We start from the raw sequence: 15,194 nt of genomic DNA on the forward strand, positions 1-15,194 counted from the left end.
GACTATCGACCGAGAGACCCCCGATGACGAAGAAGACGAAAGCGACAGCGACCGAAGACGAGCCGACTCGCATCGGTGATTCGATTCGTCGTCTGATGCCCGGAGCCACAGCCGTCCTGCTGCTACTCGCCGTCGCAGGAGGGACCGTGCTGGGGCTGCCGGCAGCGGGGACCGGTCCCGCGGACGACCCGACGAGCGGCGCGACGGACGCGGAGGCTGCTGACGACGTGAACGTAACCGTCGAGATCGACTGTGACGAGAGCGCCGTGCTGGTTACCGCACCCGACGACGCCGAGTACGGACTCAGCGTCGTGAACGTGGGTCCGTCGGGGACCAGCACGAGCACCGCGAAACGGGCCCCGCTCGCGGGGAACGCGACGGTTACGGTAGACGACGCCGACATCGTATACGCGTTCGTCACTGACGCGTTGACCGGGGAGCCGATCACGTCGGCCGTAGCACAGTGCGTCGAAGAACCGCGAACGGAGACGACCGACGGGCCGTCGATAGCCGTCGACTGCAACGAGAGCGCCGTCCGGTTTACGGCGCCCGACGCCGTCGCGTACACGGCTCGGGTGTCGTCAGTCGACGTCTCGCCGACGGGTGCGTCGACCGGCACCGTGAGCGGAACCGTGACGGGGAACGCGACGGTACCGATCGGAGACGAGCTGATCGTCGCGCTCGCGTCGACCGACGACGCCGACGACCCGATCGTGGCGATCCGAGACTGCGGTCGGACCGCAGGCGACGAGCGCTCGCCGGCAGCGGAGCCGTGCTCGAGCGACTCGTCGGACTCGTGAGCGACCGGTCGGCATCCCGCCGCGCACGCGGTGTGATCCCGACGGCGCTCTCTCCCCAGGTAGCGCTTCGGCCCCGAAAATTCGCATTTTTCAGGGCGATCGTTTCCGAGGCGCCCGCTATCGCTCCCCGCTGAAAGCGCAACAGTCGCCCGCCGACGACCGGCGACTGACGACCGACGACCAATGTTCGAACACGACACGTCCGATTCGGTTTCGAAACGCAGCGTCCTCAAAGCGGTCGCGACGCTCCTTAGCGGGGCGACGCTGCTCACCGCACGAACCAGCGCTCGGACCGGGGAGCGATTCGACTTCGAGATCACGGAGCTGACCGCGGAGACCGTCACCGCTCGCGTGCGCGTCTCGGCGGCGCTCGCGACGCACCTCCGGGAGGTGCCGAGTCAGATCGTTCTCGGACACCGCGACCAGTTCGGTCTCTCGGAAACGGACTCGACCGCGATCGACGACGCGACCGTCGAACGAACGTCCGAGGACGGCGTCGCCACGCCAGACGTAATGGCCAGCTTCGAACGCACGGACGTGAACGCGAACGCGAATCGGTACGTCGTTACGATGCAGTTTCGCACTCGAGAGATCGATTTCTCCGGAGCCGAGATCGAGGACGGGATGCTGACGATGGGGCTGTTCGTTCCCCGGCTCGGATCGGAAACGGAATCGGCCGTGGTCACAGACGAGATCGAGAGCAGTCCGATCGACCTCGAGTAGGCCTCCGTCTCCGCGATGACGTCCGCCGCGGTCTCGACGCGGACTCGAGTGCTGCGGTTCCGGACCTCGCGTCGCCGGCGTCGCGTTCGATCGCGATCTCTACGCGGGCTCGTACTCGTACCCGGAGGTCGTGTGTTCCGCGAGCAACTCGCGGGCCCGGTCCTTGTTGTACGACTCGTCGACCCCGAACGGCGTAATTTGCGAGTCGTCGTACCAACTCGACCACCGCGGCTGGAACGTGTGGGTCCACTCGGCGAGTCCGCGGAACGCGTCCTCGGTGATCGCCGGTTTCTCGACGGCCATGGAGAGGGCCTGTCGGACCTCGCGGGTCCGCAGTTCCGCCCACCCATTTGCGCGTTGATTGTACGCGACGATCGTCAGGAACGGCTGCGGAATCTCGTAGATCTCGACGGCCTCAGTCCCTCGAATATCCGCGTAGCGCTCTGGCGGGACCGACGTCGCCGTGAGCTCCCCGTCCGCGAGCGCCTCGAGACGATCCGCTCGGTCCCCGATCACTCGGTAGCGGTAGCGTTCGAAATACGGCGCGTCGCGCCACGCGTCGTCCATATCGTCGTCATCGGCGTGTTCGCGCATGTAGTACTCCTCGTTGCGCACAGTGACGAACTCCCGCGTGCGATCCCATCGCTCGAGCGTGTACGGGCCGAGGTTCCCCGTGAAGCTGAGTTCGGCGAACGCGTCGCTCGCGCGGAGCGCGTCGGCGTCGGGAACGTGCGCCTCGTAGAGTTCCTTCGGCGCGCAGTACGATCCCCAGAGAACCGGTTCCAGCGGAAAGTCGGGGTTGACCGACTCGAGTTCGAGCTGGAACTCGAACTCGCCCGTTCGCTCGACGTTTTCGACCGCCGCCCAATCGTCAACTCGGTTCGAGGGCGGGGTGGGCTCGTTCCAGGGGTGGTCACGCCCGCCGTCGATGGTGTGGACGTTCTCGATCTGGTACACCCAGTCGTCGGCGGTCATCCGGCCGTAGTCGTCGCCCCACCGGAGGGTGTCCCGGAGTTCGCAGACGTATACTTGGCCGCTGCCGGCGTCGGTGATGTCCATCCACAGCGGTCGGACGGTGTCATTTTCGTCGACGTCGTAGGCGCCGTCCAAGGTCAGGCCGATCCGCGCGGTGGCCCTGCTGTCGGTGCGCTCGGGAAAGTACAACCCTTCGGCCTCGCCTTCCACGCCCCAGACCCACTCGTCGGAGGCGGTGGGTCCGCCCTCGTTTCCGTTCCCGTTCCTGTCCTCGCCCACGTACCAGGTCGCGCGGTCCCAGTTCCCCCCGTAGGCTTCGACCGGACCGCGAACCGAGCGTCGGTACCCGATAACGTCGTCCGACATCGCGAGGAAATTCACCGGCTGCTCCTCGCTCAACGCGCCGAGGACCTCCGCGATCGGCGCTCGCCGCTCGTCCGGATCGGTCGTCGTACGGAACGCTTCGAGCCGCGACTCGATGTCGGCCTCGGGAACGTACCCGTAGTAGTTGGTCGGCGCCCGCTCGAGCCAGAACGCGTCGATCGCGGCGGGCGTTCGCGGATACGTGTTGAACGCCACCCCGAACATGAGGTCCCAGGCCGATTCGCTCGCGGTCTCCTCGCGCGGTCCGGCGTTGTTCGGTCCCGCAGTCCACTCGGGGTCGCCGTCGCCGAGGTACCGGTTTCGCACGTACTGCCGGAGGAGCCGATCGTAGCTGACGCGCTCGAGGGAGACCGCGACGCCGAGATCCGCGACCTCCGCCGCGATGATCTCCGCGGCTGTCTCCACCGCGTCGTTCCCCTCGATACACGCGAGTACCAGTTCCACTTGCGTTCCGTCGGGTCCGATCAACTCCACGTCGCCGCTGTCGTCGTCTCCGTCTTCGTCCTCGTTACCGCCGTCGCGCCCGCAGCCGGCGATGCCGACCGTCGTTCCGACCCCGACCGCCTTCAGAAGCCGTCGTCTGGCCACTGCGTCGCCGCCGGGATCGATCCCGTCCCCGCTGACTGTGGTACCCAGTGGCATAGATAGAGGTACGGAACGGAGTATGAAAGTCGTTGTCAGGGACGATCATCGACGCGGCTCGACGGGTCCGGGGCGTTCGCGTCGCCGCGTCGGGGCGCCGCTCGCGGGAGGTCGATGATCACGATCGACCCGCGCGGGTCGTTGTCGTCGAACCGGAGCGTTCCGCCGGAGTTATCGACCACCCAGTAGGTCAGCCAGAGGCCGAGCCCGCTCCCGTGCTCGAGCGCCGTCTCGCGCCCCTCATCGATCGCGGCGCGATCCTGTTCCGGAATTCCGGGGCCGTTGTCCGCCACCTCGATGCGAACTCGCCCGCCGTTCTCGTCGGCCGGATCGCGGTCGACGTCCGGTTCGGGGCCCGTCGCGGTCACCGCTATTTCGACGCGCGGGTCGGCGCTGTCGTTGTGTTCGCAGGCGTTCTCGCAGACGTTCTCGACTGCCAGCCGCACTGAGGGAAGCGCCATCGCCCACGCCTCGTCCGGCAGCGACGCGGTCACGGTAACGTCGGGATATTCCTCGCGAAGCTCCGCGACCGCGTCGGCCGCGAGCGAGGCCACGTCGACGGGCCTCCGATCGGGATCGGCCTCGAGCGCGTTTTTCATCTGTCGCGCCTTCCGACTCAAGCCCGTGATGTCTCGCCCGGTCCGGTGGATCGTCTCCGCCGCGCCGACGACCGTTTCGTCCGCGGCCTCGTCGGTGATGAGATCCGCGTAATTCAGAACGATGCTCATTCGGTTGCGGATATTGTGCTGCAACACGCGATAGAGGACGTCGAGGCGCTGCCGCCGCTCTCGGAGTTCCGACTCGCGCGCTCGCAGCGTCGCCGCCAATTCGTTGAAGCCGTCGCTCATCCGTTCCCACTCGGCGCCGCCGCGCAGCGACACCGTACTGTCGTAGTCGCCCTCGCCGAGTCGGTCGAATCCGTCGAGTAACCGCTCGGTCTGGCGGAGGCTCACGGCGTACTGCCAGTACCCGAACCCGACCATGACGAGCACCACGATGACCAGCACCAGCGTCTGGAGCGCGGCTAACCGATCCAATCGATCCGCTAGCAGCGTCCGATCTCGAGTGACCGTGACCTCCCACCCGGTCGACTCGACGGTCGAGGAGCTTTCGATCCCCTCGTCGAACGTCCGCTCGTTCTCGTTGAGAACCACCCCGTCTCCAACGATAGTGACCGTCTGCGAACTCGTCTCGAGCGGCGGGATCGCGTCGAAGATCGTCTGCCGATCGAGGTACATGGCTCCCACGAGGACGCCCCGAACCCCCGAGCCGTCCAGGATGGGCGCGCTGAACACGAGAACGGGCCTGTCGGCTCGCTCGGCGTATTCGACGTCGCTCACGTACGTTTCGCCCCGAAGCGCCCGCTCCACGTACGGCGTTTCGCTTCGGTCGGATCCGATCACCGAGCGTCTCGTCCCTGCCGTAACGGAGCCGCGGAAATCGACGACCGTTCCGTTGGCGTCGACGAGTTGCGCCGAGTAGAATCGAGAGTTGTCGAGAAACGCGTCGAGGAACGGGCCGCTCCGATCGAACTGCCGGGCCTCGGGCCGCGACGCGACCAACCCGATCCGATCTCGGTGTTCCCAGATCGTTTCGTCGATCTGCTCGGCGACCAACGAGGCCGTCTCGTCGGTTCGCCGTTGTTCGTCGTCGACGACGTCGCGTTTGTACGACTCGAGCGTCCAGTGAACCGTCCCGCTCAGCACGAGCGTGATCACGACGAGGATGACGACGAATTTCGTTCGTAATCGGACTCTCATCACTGATTCGTGGTAACAATTAACAAAGTACTCGGTACGCGCACTTAAGCGCACGCAACGAACGTCGTCGGACACCCGCGACCGGCCGCGCACGAAAGCTATAACTCGGTCACAGGCGAACCTCTCTAGGACATTCGTTAACATGGGTCACGATCAGAACCCGACACTGCTCGTCGTCGACGACGAGCGCGAGGTGGCGGACGCGTACGCGCTCCGTCTTCGGCGGCGGTACGACGACGTCCGGACGGCGTACGGGGGCGAGGAGTGCCTCCAGGAGATGGACGACACCGTCGACGTGGTACTGCTGGATCGACGGATGCCGTTCTCCGGCGACAAGGTGTTAACGGAGATCCGCGATCGGGGACACGACTGCCAGGTCATCATGGTAACGGCCGTGAATCCCGGGTTCGATATCGTCGATATGCCGTTCGACGACTACCTGTGTAAGCCGATCGAGAAGGACGATCTCTTCGCGGCGGTCGAACAACAGGCGACCGCCGCGTCGTACGACGACCCGCTCTCGGAGTTCTTCAGCCTCACGGCGAAACTCTCGGTGCTCGAAGCCGAACACACGCCCGAACAGCTCGAGGAGTCGAGCGAGTACGTCCGCATGCAACGTCGGGTCGCGAAACTTCGCGAGGGGCTGGAGGTGCCGCGGGAGGATTTCGAGCGAATGGTCGAGACGTTCACCGCGATCAATCGGGGCGAAGGGTAGCCGTCACGGCGGCCGTCTATGGCGCTCTCTCGTCGGTCTCGGCCCCGCGGAACTCGAAGCGCGCGCCCCCGGCATCGCCGGCCGTGAGCGTCACGTTCCAGCCGTGGTCTTCGACGAGTTGGCGGACGATAGCCAGTCCCAATCCGGTGGTACCGTCTCCGCTCGAGTAACCGGGTTCGAACACTCGCTCGCGCTCCGCGGGGGGAACGCCCGGCCCGTCGTCGGCGACGTAGAACCCGCCGTCCAGGCCGCCGACCGTCACGGTCGCGTCCCGACCGCCGTGTTCGACCGCGTTTCGGAACACGTTCTCGAAGACCCGCTGGAGCCTCTCGGCGTCGGCCTGAAGCGTCGGGAGGTCGTCCTCGAGACCGAGCGCGGCATCGGCCGTTTCGACGGTTTCCCACGCCGTTTCGGCGATATCGCCGACGGCCACGCTACCGCTCGGTTCGACCTCCGTCCCGCCGACCGAGAGCGCGTCCCGGATCAGCCGCTCGATCCGATCGAGCGCACCCTCGACTTTCTCGAAGTGAACGTCCTCGCCCGTATCGCGAGCCGCCTCGAGGCGGATCTTCGCAACCTCCAGCGGGTTTCTGAGATCGTGCGCCGCGACGGCGACGACTCGCTCGAGCCGGTCGGCGCGCGTCGTCACGCGGTCGACGCGCCGGCGTAACTCCGTCACGGTCGTGTAGACGACGTAGCCGCCGGCGTCCCCACCCCCGTCTCCGTCCTCGTCCGGAGACGGGATGGCCTCGAGACGGAAGTACCGCCGCTCGTCGTCGGCTCCGCGGCGAATCCCGACGGTGACGCGTTCGCCCGCGTCGAGTCGTTCGAGGACCGCCGCTCCGGTCGCGTCTGCGTCCGGTTCGTCTCCCTCGGACGGTCGCGTCGCGTTTCCCGCGGCGGTCGCCAGTTCCCAGCGCGGACCGGAGTCACGGTCGGTCGGCCCGGGAAGCAGGCGTTCACGGAGGGGAGCGTCCCTGATCGCCGCTTCGCCGACCTCGAAGGCCGTCTCGAACGCGGGATTGACCGCGCGCACTACGGCGGTTCCACCTTCCACCTCGTAGTAGAGGAGCGGGTCGGGGAAACGCCGAAAGAGGCATCGCGTCGGTCCGCCGTCGGCGACGAGCGGGGCGGGCAGGTCGTCGCGTCGCCGTTCGAAGGGGCACCCGTCCCGCCGGTTGCTGCGACCGGTCATTCGTTTCGCCTCGGTTGGCGGTCGTCGACCGCAACCGGCCGTTCGTGCTCCGCGTCGTCGTCGAAGAAGGCGTCGAGGAGTTTCCGCTGCCCCGCTCGCAGATGATAGTGAAGCGTCGGCGAACTGATTCCGAGCGTCTCGGCGAGCTCCTCGGCGGTGCTGTCTCGCGGCGATTCGAAGTACCCGCCGTAGTACGCCATCTGGAGGGCGTTTCGCTGGCGGTCGGTCAGGCGGTCGCGGAGCCCGCTCCGGAACTCCTGGACCGTTTCGATCGGTCGTTCGCGGTCGAGTTTCGACAGTAGTTCCGATCTGGGAAACCGCTCGCCGACAGCCTCGACGACTTCTCGGATGTCGCTGCTGGGCGCTACTTCCGCGACGATCAGGCCGGTTCCGCGATCGAACTCCGCCGTTCTGACGGTTGCGCCGTACGTGGCTAACGTGACGATCGGCGACCGTCCGGACACCGTAACCTCGGTGAAGCCGCCGGTCTCGGTCGCGGACTCGTGGATCACGCGACCGGCGTCGACGTCGGATCGATCGTCGGCCAGCTCGCGGAGCGCATCGGGTTCGGCACCGTCGACGCGAACGTAACAGAGTAACGATGCAGCGTCTAACGGGACGATGCCTTCGACCGCGAGTTCGCAATCGAGTCGCGCGGACGCCGTCGCGAAGAAGGCGTCGGCGATACGGAACGTGAGTTCGATGACCGTATCCGAGAGCAACAGATTGCGCTGGCGAGTCGCGTTGATGACGAACCCGGTGGTCACGCCGAGCGTTTCCAGGCTCTCCCGTTCGCGCTCGCTGAAGGCGTCCGGATCGAGTGCGTAGACGCTCAACACCCCGTAGGTGGTGTCCCCGTACCGGAGCGGAACGACGACGCTCGACTGCAATCCGCGAGCGAACGCCTCTCGGCGGACCGGCTCCGGAACCGACTCGTCGTCCACGAGGTGGCGGACGACTCGCGTTTCCCCCGTCTCTAGCGTCGCGTACTCCGGCCCCCTCGAGCCGTCGGCGTCGGCACCGCTCTCGACGATGAGATCGAGAATCCCGTCGTGCTCGCCGGCCGCGGTTCGACAGACGAGCCGCTCGCCCGTCATCTCCCGCTCGCCGATCACCGTGAATTCGTACAGGTCGGTCTCCGCGAGCCGCTCACAGACCAGTTCCTCGACTTCCTCCCGGGTCGTGGCCCCGACGAGGTCCCGAATGATCTTCTGGACGATGTTGTTAATCCGCTCGAGACGAGCCAGCTCCGCCTCCCGATCCTCGAGGTCGCCCTCGAGGGCTTTCCGGTCGGTGACGTCTCGATAGTAGACCGTGACCCGCTCTCCGATCGTCGTCGTCCGAACGCGAAGCCAGACATCTAGCTCCGGGAAGTACTCCTCGAAGGAAATCTCGGCTGGCTCCGGATCGTCGCCGCCGAAGTGCTCGTGAAACGTCGCCGCGAACGATCGCGGGAACACGTCCCTGATATCGGTCCCGACGAGGGTGTCGCGCTCTCGCTCGAGCAGGTCCGCCGCGACAGCGTTAGCCGTCGTAATCTGCCAGTCGGTGTCGACGACGAGCACGCCGTCGGTGACCCCGTCGAGGACCTCACCCATGCTAGTCAATAGCACACTGTTGTACGTGAATCTTTCCACGCTGGCGGTGGGAGACGGGGCGAACGGACGCCTCGAGTCGACGGGGACGTTCGTCGGGAGCCGGTCGTCAAACGAGACGGCTCGTCGCCACTGTCCGCTGGGCGCGACCGATACGGGCCCAGATGGATCGGTCGTCGAGAGAAACGAGGGCGCGTGTGACCGGTGCGCCGTGCGATGCGGTCAGGTCGTCACCTTCCACGTCGTCGAACTGGAGTAGCCCCACTTCTCGACGGTCACGTCGAACTCGCCGTCGACGAGCGCCGGCATGTTCACGCCGACTTCCTTGGCGCTCATACCCAGGTCGTCGCCGATGAGACGGGACTTGAAGTAGGTGTTCGTCTGGCTCTGCTCGCGGAGGTATCGAAGGATACGACGCTGCTTGTCGCTCAGCGCGGCCGCGGTCCGGGTCGCGGTCGGATCGGACGTGTCGGATTCGCTCATGATCTCGGGTCACCCGTTTGCGTACGATCGGACGGCTGGCGTCTCCGAAGGAACCCTTCCTTAGTATTCCAATTGCCGCTCGCCGCTCCACGCTCAATAGCTAGGGGTCTGGATGCGACCGCTGGTTTGGATACTAAGCGGCTGATTCCTCGAGGCTCCACTCCGTAGCACCACGTGTAGTTACGAGGGACCACCAATGACCGAACACGATTCGACCGCTTCGGCCGCGGAGCACGACCCCTTCGAACAGTACCGCTACATCGAGTACACGATGGATGACGAATCGGTGTCCGTCATTCAGGACACGGAGAACGACCGGGCGTGGATCCAGTCAACGCACGCCGTCCTGGCCTCTCGGTAATCGGCATCTTTCGCAGCGAATCGGCGATCGATTGTGACGTCCGAAACCGCCGGTATTCCGATCGTCCGATACCCACGGAGAGCCTGGCGAACGCCGATGCCACTCGCGATCCGTCCTGCTGGCTCTCGAGACTATTCACGTGATGCGCAGACTGTCGACGATGTCGCTTTCTCCGACCGACTCCGTGCCGATCGGTGCCGAGAAGGCGCCGCTCAGGTGGGGGGACGTCGACGTCGTTCGCCGGCGTCGGTTCTCACCGGAACTCCTCCAGGGAGATGCTCGCCGTCGACTGCACCCACCGGTCGGGGTCTCTGCGGTCGTAGACGAGCATCTCGTCGCGAAACTCGATCGCATCGTGCGTCGCCGGGATCGACGATACCGGCTCGCTCACGAATTCGTCGGGGTCGCGGGTGTCGGTGGTGTCGGTCATTGTCGTTCTCCAATTGGACGATGGACCTCCGTTACCGAAGCGTACCTAGCTAAATAGCCGAGTGCGCGATCTCGCGACCCGCTCTAGACAGCTAGCACTACCGGCCCGGACACACGTTTCCGCCGGAGACATTGCTGCGCGGAGCCGTCTCTGGCCACGGTGCACGCCTCGAGACGCCGACAGCAACCCACAGCGTCCACGACCGATTCCGTCTTTCGTGGCTACTGTCACCGCGATAACGAATTGTAATCGCTCGAGCACACCCCTTCATCTAATAATCGGCTGATCGTAGCCCCGGTCAAGGGGCAAGTTAACAATGATCACAGCCATTGGGGACCGTTCGAGGAGGCTGTTGGTGTGTCTCACCGTCCTTTCGGTGACGGGTGCGCTGACCGGCGGCGTCGTCTGGGCGGCCGACGATGCAGCCGGTGCCGCGCCGAGCGAACCGTCGATCGAGAACGCACAGAAGCAGTGTGCGTGCGATTCCGGTGCCGCTCGCCTCGCCGGCGCCGGCGAAGCGAAGGCACTCGAACCGGGTTCGAACGCTGCACGCGTCGCGTTCGGTACCGCCCAGACGGCGGATTTCGGCCGGATCGCAGTCGGATCGAACGCGACTCGCGAAGTGCCAATCCTCAATATCGGGCCGGATCCCGTGTCGGTGACTGACGCGACGATCGAGGGGGACGACGCCGGCGCCTTCACCGTCACCGACGACTCCGTCTCGCCGATCGAACCCGGCGAAACGGAGCACGTAACGGTCGTCTTCAGCCCCGACCGCGACGGTACTCATCGCGCGACGCTTCGGCTCGAGCAGGCTACCGGACCGCTCGCGACCGCCGATCTGATCGGGACTGGCGTCACACCGGACATCGAAGTCGACCGGGAGCAGCTCCGGTTCGCGAATGTGACAGACCAGACGGTTGCGGAGACGTTCACCCTCACGAACGACGGGACCACACCGCTGACGGTCGACGCGTTGCGAATCGTCGGTCCCGATCGAGCCGCCTTCGAACCGGCGGCTAGCAGTCCGTTCACGATCGAACCGGGACAAAGTCGGGAGGTTCCCGTGCGATTTACGCAGTCGGAACCGGCGGCGCGGTTCGCGACGATGCACATCCTGAGCGACGACCCCGAGCAGCCACAGCGAAACCTGTGGCTCACCAACACGCCGACGGTGGCCCGCGTCTCGCCGTCGCACATCAAAACGGACCGGACGCACGTGAACGCATCCGTCGTCGACGCGGCGCCGAACACGACGCAGTCACTCAACATCTCGTGGCCGGCCACTCGAGACGATACCGTCGCGATCGACGCACTCTCGTACACCCCCGAGCGGGGCGGGGAGTTCTCGATCAACGTCACGAAACGGGACGCGCAGTTCGAAGGGGCGCCTGCGTTCGAGCCCGCCGACGGAACGGAGGAGGTGGCGTTCGTCTCGATGGACAGCACCATCGCGAACGAGGACCTTCAAGACGTCACCGTCACCTTCCGCGTGAGACAGGATCAACTGGCCGGAGACGAGGCTCCGGACGACGTGGCCCTGTACACGCATCGAAACGGCCAGTGGGTCGAGCTTCCGACGACGCTCGTAGACGAGAGTCGAACGCACTACTTCTTCGAAACGGAGTCGCCGGGACTGCTGGACTTCGCGACCGGGATCAAACAGGCGAACTTCCGCATCGACGACGCGGCCGTGAGCGTCACGGAGATCAGCGCCGGCGAAAGCGTCGACGTCGTGGTACGCGTCACCAACGTCGGCGGCGCTGACGGCACGTACACCGTGCGGCTCATCCGTGACGATACCGTCGTCGACCAGCGGGAACTGTCGATCGCGGCGACCGGAAGCCGCCAGACGATCCTCACAGAGTCATTCGACAATCCCGGAACCTACGAGTTGTACGTTAACGATCACTTAGTCGGAACTATCACGGTCCACGGATCTGCGGATTCGCTAACCGATCTGGCGTTCACGGCGCGCTCACCCGCCTGAATCTCCGCTGCGTTACGCCCCAAGATTCCCTCGACGGCCAGCGGATGTCCCGTGTGTGGAAGTACATTCTGTAGGTCCGTTCATCGAGGCGTTCCGTCTCGACGGGTCGGACGAGTCCCTTGGAGTCCTCGAGAAGTGACGCGGAGCCCTCGCGAACGATGACGCCGAGGCCCATGAAGGTGCCGTCGAGGCGAACCTCGGGGTCCGCTGGGTCAGTACGTAACCTCGGATACAGGACGCGCTCCGGGGGCAATGACTTCCTCGTTTGTGTCTTCGATTTCGAATTGAGGTTCTGGCTCTGCCTCAGTCTCAAATTGGGGTTCTGGTTCCGCCTGGGTCTCGAATTGAGGTTCTGGTTCCGCCTCGGTCTCGGCGACCCCAGACCCGGCGAGCGTTGTCGTCCCGGCGAGCAGCCCCCCGGTTGCTTTGAGTACGTTCCGTCTCGACATCGCATCGGTAGCGTTGTGGTCGGCCATCGGTGGGTCCTCCGTGTTCCATTTCGACCAATGACCCCTCTCACCGAAGAACCAGGCGCTCAATACTACGATCGACGGTCGCCGAGGAGGGCTAATTATTTAGCGTCCCGTCCGGGTCTCTACCACCGAACGGTCTCGGACAGAGAATGGATCGAACGCTCTGTACCTACCGATTCGGTTCGGCTTCGACTGTGATTGTCGACGTACTGAATATATTTGTATTCAGCACGGTTCTATCAACATCCTCGAGGGAGTGTAGCGACTGAGGGGTTCCATTCCACGCAGAAACAGTGTCCGTTCGACCATAGCTTCCGCAGGCATCTGTATTGCGTAAGCCTCGGCGAGTCCACTTCTACTTCACTCCAATTACATGGTGCCGGTGGCGTGCGATTTTGATACACTATCGTCCAATCTCTAAGTCGAACTCGACAGTAACGACATCGTTGCTAAAATTAGTTGGTGGGGATGCCTCTCCGAGATTCGAATTGTCCAACAGTAGGCGGTAGGACCCCTCTGTGACCGTGCCGCTGACTGTCGTTCCAGCGCTCTCAAACGCACTGAGTGCCGACTTGTACGAAAACCGGTCCTCGTTAGTAAAGTACGTGTACTCGGATTCGTCCATGAAAATGACGTCGATCTCCGGTCCCTCGCGAACGATGAAATCGTACTCGATGAACCCGCTGCCATCGAAATCGAACTCGTAATAGATCCATTCGTCTTCCTCGATTTTTCGGGTATCTGACTTCGTTTCTTTTTGACTCAAGTCGGGGTCGTTGGGATAGTCGTCGTTCGCATCTAGAATACCGTCGTCGTCGGCATCCGAATTTGCCGACCCGCTAGTTTCATCAGTTCCGTTACTATCAGCAGTTTCATCGCTACTAAGACATCCCGCGACCCCGCTGAGACCGATGGCGCTCATCCCTAATACCGCCCTTCGTGAATAGTCCATATTCATGCGGAGAAGCAGGTAGTAATGTGCTTTGTGAAATAATTCTTCACATGAACGATACCATATGTGCGAATTAAATTCAAGTAAAGTTGAATATATCCGAGTGCGATACTGAAACGTCGTCAGAATAGCTTGGGTTCAATTCTGAGCGAAGAGTTCAAATCCCGAACAGACGCGACAGTGAGTCTGAGCCGTCGCTCCCGGCCTGGATCCGAGAACCCCGGCCCTATCGTCCGCCGTCGACAGACGGTCGTTTTCCGTGAGACGTATCGATCGGTCGCGACCGTCTCATCCGATGCAACCGAATAGAGTGCCCGCCGCATGGTGCCGGAGGAAATCAACTGCTAGCTCGAGGCGGCGACACCGGAACCGTCCGCTACCGACGGGCCAGACTCGCTGATGCGCACCCGTCTGATACGCGTATCGTCGACGCGTTCGACGGTCAGTTCGGCGCCGTCGTAGGCGAACGTCTCGCCGGGCTCGACCAGTCGACCGGCGCGGTTGAAGACGAAGCCGGCGATCGTTTCGAACTCCTCGCCCTCGGGGAACTCGACGCCGGTGACGTCGTTGACGTCCTCGACGTTCACCTCGCCGTCGACGCGGACGGTTCGCTCGTCGACGGTCTCGATCGGTTCCGCCTCCTGGGTGTCGAGGATCTCGCCGACGACCGCCTCGACGATGTCCTCGGTGGTAACGATCCCCTCCGTCGTCCCGAACTCGTCGATGACGACGACCTGCTCGACGCGCTCGCGGCGCATCTCGCGGAACAACTCGTCGATCTGCTTGCTCTCCGGGACGTGCAGCGTCTCCTCGACGCGGGCCTCGAGCGAGCCGTCGTCGGTCGACTCGCGATCACCGACGAGGTCGCCGAGCGCGACGATCCCGACGACGGTATCGAGATCGCCGTCGTAGACCGGCAGGCGGGTGTGGCCGCTTTCGACGCAGTTCGCGACGGCCTCGTCGACGGTCGCTTCGCGAGCGACGGCGGTGACGTCCAATCGCGGCGTCATCACCTCCTTCGCGATGGTGTCATTGAACCGGAACACGCGCTGGAGCATCTCGCGTTCGTCGGCCTCGATGACCCCCTCGCTCTCGCCGGTCCGGATCAGCTCCCGGATCTCCTCGCGGGTGACGTATGACTCCTCGACGGCCGTGCCGCCGGTCAGCCGGTTGACCACCCGGGTCAGCGCGTCGAACGTGACCACGAGTGGGAACAGCGCGTACTCGGAGTATTTGAGCGGGCGAGCGACCGAGAGCGCCCACGATTCGGTGTTCTCGATGGCGTAGGACTTCGGGGCGCTCTCGCCGAACAGCAGGACGACGGCCGTCACGCCGAACGTCGCCGCCAGCATCGCCCGCCCCTGGCTCGTGTACATCGCGAACAGGCCCGTCGCGATCGAGGACATCGCGATGTTGACGAGGTTGTTCCCGACGAGGATCGTCACCAGCAGGCGGTGGGGATCGTCCTTCAGCGCCTGGACGGTCTCGGCGCCGGGCGCCCCATCCTCGACGAGCGCCTCGATTCGGTGGTGGGCCAGCGAGAACATCGCGATTTCCGCCGAGGAGAAAAACCCCGACAGGACCAGCAACACCAGCAGCGCCGCGACGCCGGCGGCGGCCACGAGGGTCGTCGACGGCTCGAGACCGACGGCTCCCGATGCGGCTATCGGGCGAACGATGTCGGTCAGCACCGCGGTCGCCTCGAGGCCGGACATA

Annotated in this window: 14 protein-coding genes; 5 read left to right on the forward strand and 9 right to left on the reverse strand. The window is 64.6% G+C overall.

Going from position 1 to position 15,194, the window contains the following annotated elements:
- Positions 1-95: 95 nt before the first annotated feature.
- Both C477_RS21360 and C477_RS21365 read left to right on the forward strand, forming a co-directional pair.
- Entirely contained in the window at positions 96-800 is a 705-nt protein-coding gene (locus tag C477_RS21360; RefSeq protein ID WP_239641914.1) for a hypothetical protein, read from the forward strand.
- A gap of 183 nt (positions 801-983) precedes the next feature.
- Complete coding sequence (locus C477_RS21365) at positions 984-1,523, forward strand: hypothetical protein (RefSeq protein ID WP_008896656.1); 540 nt, start codon at positions 984-986, stop codon at positions 1,521-1,523.
- 99 nt (positions 1,524-1,622) lie between these two features.
- Here C477_RS21365 and C477_RS21370 read toward each other — a convergent pair whose 3' ends face one another.
- On the reverse strand, positions 1,623-3,524 hold the full coding sequence (locus C477_RS21370) for an ABC transporter substrate-binding protein (RefSeq protein WP_008896657.1): 1,902 nt from the start codon (positions 3,522-3,524) through the stop codon (positions 1,623-1,625).
- Positions 3,525-3,559: 35 nt separating this feature from the next.
- Entirely contained in the window at positions 3,560-5,284 is a 1,725-nt protein-coding gene (locus C477_RS21375) for a sensor histidine kinase (protein WP_008896658.1), read from the reverse strand.
- Positions 5,285-5,426: 142 nt separating this feature from the next.
- Between C477_RS21375 and C477_RS21380 the strand changes: the two genes are divergently transcribed.
- Positions 5,427-5,999, forward strand: a complete 573-nt coding sequence (locus C477_RS21380) for a response regulator (RefSeq protein ID WP_008896659.1) — start codon at positions 5,427-5,429, stop codon at positions 5,997-5,999.
- Between the two features lie 16 nt (positions 6,000-6,015).
- Here C477_RS21380 and C477_RS21385 read toward each other — a convergent pair whose 3' ends face one another.
- From C477_RS21385 to C477_RS21400, 3 genes are all read right to left on the reverse strand, one after another.
- A complete protein-coding gene (locus C477_RS21385) occupies positions 6,016-7,194 on the reverse strand; it encodes a sensor histidine kinase (RefSeq protein WP_008896660.1) in 1,179 nt (392 codons plus the stop codon).
- Positions 7,191-8,792 carry a bacterio-opsin activator domain-containing protein gene (locus C477_RS21390; protein WP_008896661.1) on the reverse strand — a complete coding sequence of 534 codons (1,602 nt, stop codon included), beginning with the start codon at positions 8,790-8,792 and terminating at the stop codon, positions 7,191-7,193. Before C477_RS21390 ends, C477_RS21385 begins: the two co-directional genes overlap by 4 nt.
- 219 nt (positions 8,793-9,011) lie before the next feature.
- The gene (locus C477_RS21400; protein WP_008896662.1) at positions 9,012-9,272 is read right to left on the reverse strand and encodes a DUF7123 family protein; all 261 of its coding nucleotides are present in this window, start codon (positions 9,270-9,272) and stop codon (positions 9,012-9,014) included.
- Between the two features lie 196 nt (positions 9,273-9,468).
- Here C477_RS21400 and C477_RS24260 point away from each other — a divergent pair, with 196 nt between their 5' ends.
- Entirely contained in the window at positions 9,469-9,633 is a 165-nt protein-coding gene (locus C477_RS24260) for a DUF7331 family protein (RefSeq protein WP_008896663.1), read from the forward strand.
- A 253-nt stretch (positions 9,634-9,886) separates the two neighbouring features.
- Here the strand turns inward: C477_RS24260 and C477_RS24265 are convergent, their stop codons facing one another.
- Positions 9,887-10,063 (reverse strand): DUF7331 family protein, encoded by a 177-nt coding sequence (locus C477_RS24265; RefSeq protein WP_008896664.1) that lies wholly within the window; start codon positions 10,061-10,063, stop codon positions 9,887-9,889.
- A gap of 355 nt (positions 10,064-10,418) precedes the next feature.
- Between C477_RS24265 and C477_RS21405 the strand changes: the two genes are divergently transcribed.
- Positions 10,419-12,053, forward strand: coding sequence for a choice-of-anchor D domain-containing protein (locus tag C477_RS21405; protein WP_008896665.1), 1,635 nt, complete (start codon positions 10,419-10,421; stop codon positions 12,051-12,053).
- Between the two features lie 212 nt (positions 12,054-12,265).
- Here C477_RS21405 and C477_RS21415 read toward each other — a convergent pair whose 3' ends face one another.
- From C477_RS21415 to C477_RS21425, 3 genes are all read right to left on the reverse strand, one after another.
- Positions 12,266-12,529 carry a hypothetical protein gene (locus C477_RS21415; RefSeq protein WP_049914757.1) on the reverse strand — a complete coding sequence of 88 codons (264 nt, stop codon included), beginning with the start codon at positions 12,527-12,529 and terminating at the stop codon, positions 12,266-12,268.
- Between the two features lie 400 nt (positions 12,530-12,929).
- Complete coding sequence (locus C477_RS21420; RefSeq protein ID WP_160168033.1) at positions 12,930-13,484, reverse strand: hypothetical protein; 555 nt, start codon at positions 13,482-13,484, stop codon at positions 12,930-12,932.
- A 338-nt stretch (positions 13,485-13,822) separates the two neighbouring features.
- Positions 13,823-15,193: a hemolysin family protein gene (locus C477_RS21425; RefSeq protein ID WP_008896669.1), complete on the reverse strand. Its 1,371-nt coding sequence runs from the start codon at positions 15,191-15,193 to the stop codon at positions 13,823-13,825.
- Position 15,194: the final 1 nt, after the last annotated feature.

The organism is Haloterrigena salina JCM 13891, from assembly GCF_000337495.1.
GTDB lineage: Archaea > Halobacteriota > Halobacteria > Halobacteriales > Natrialbaceae > Haloterrigena > Haloterrigena salina.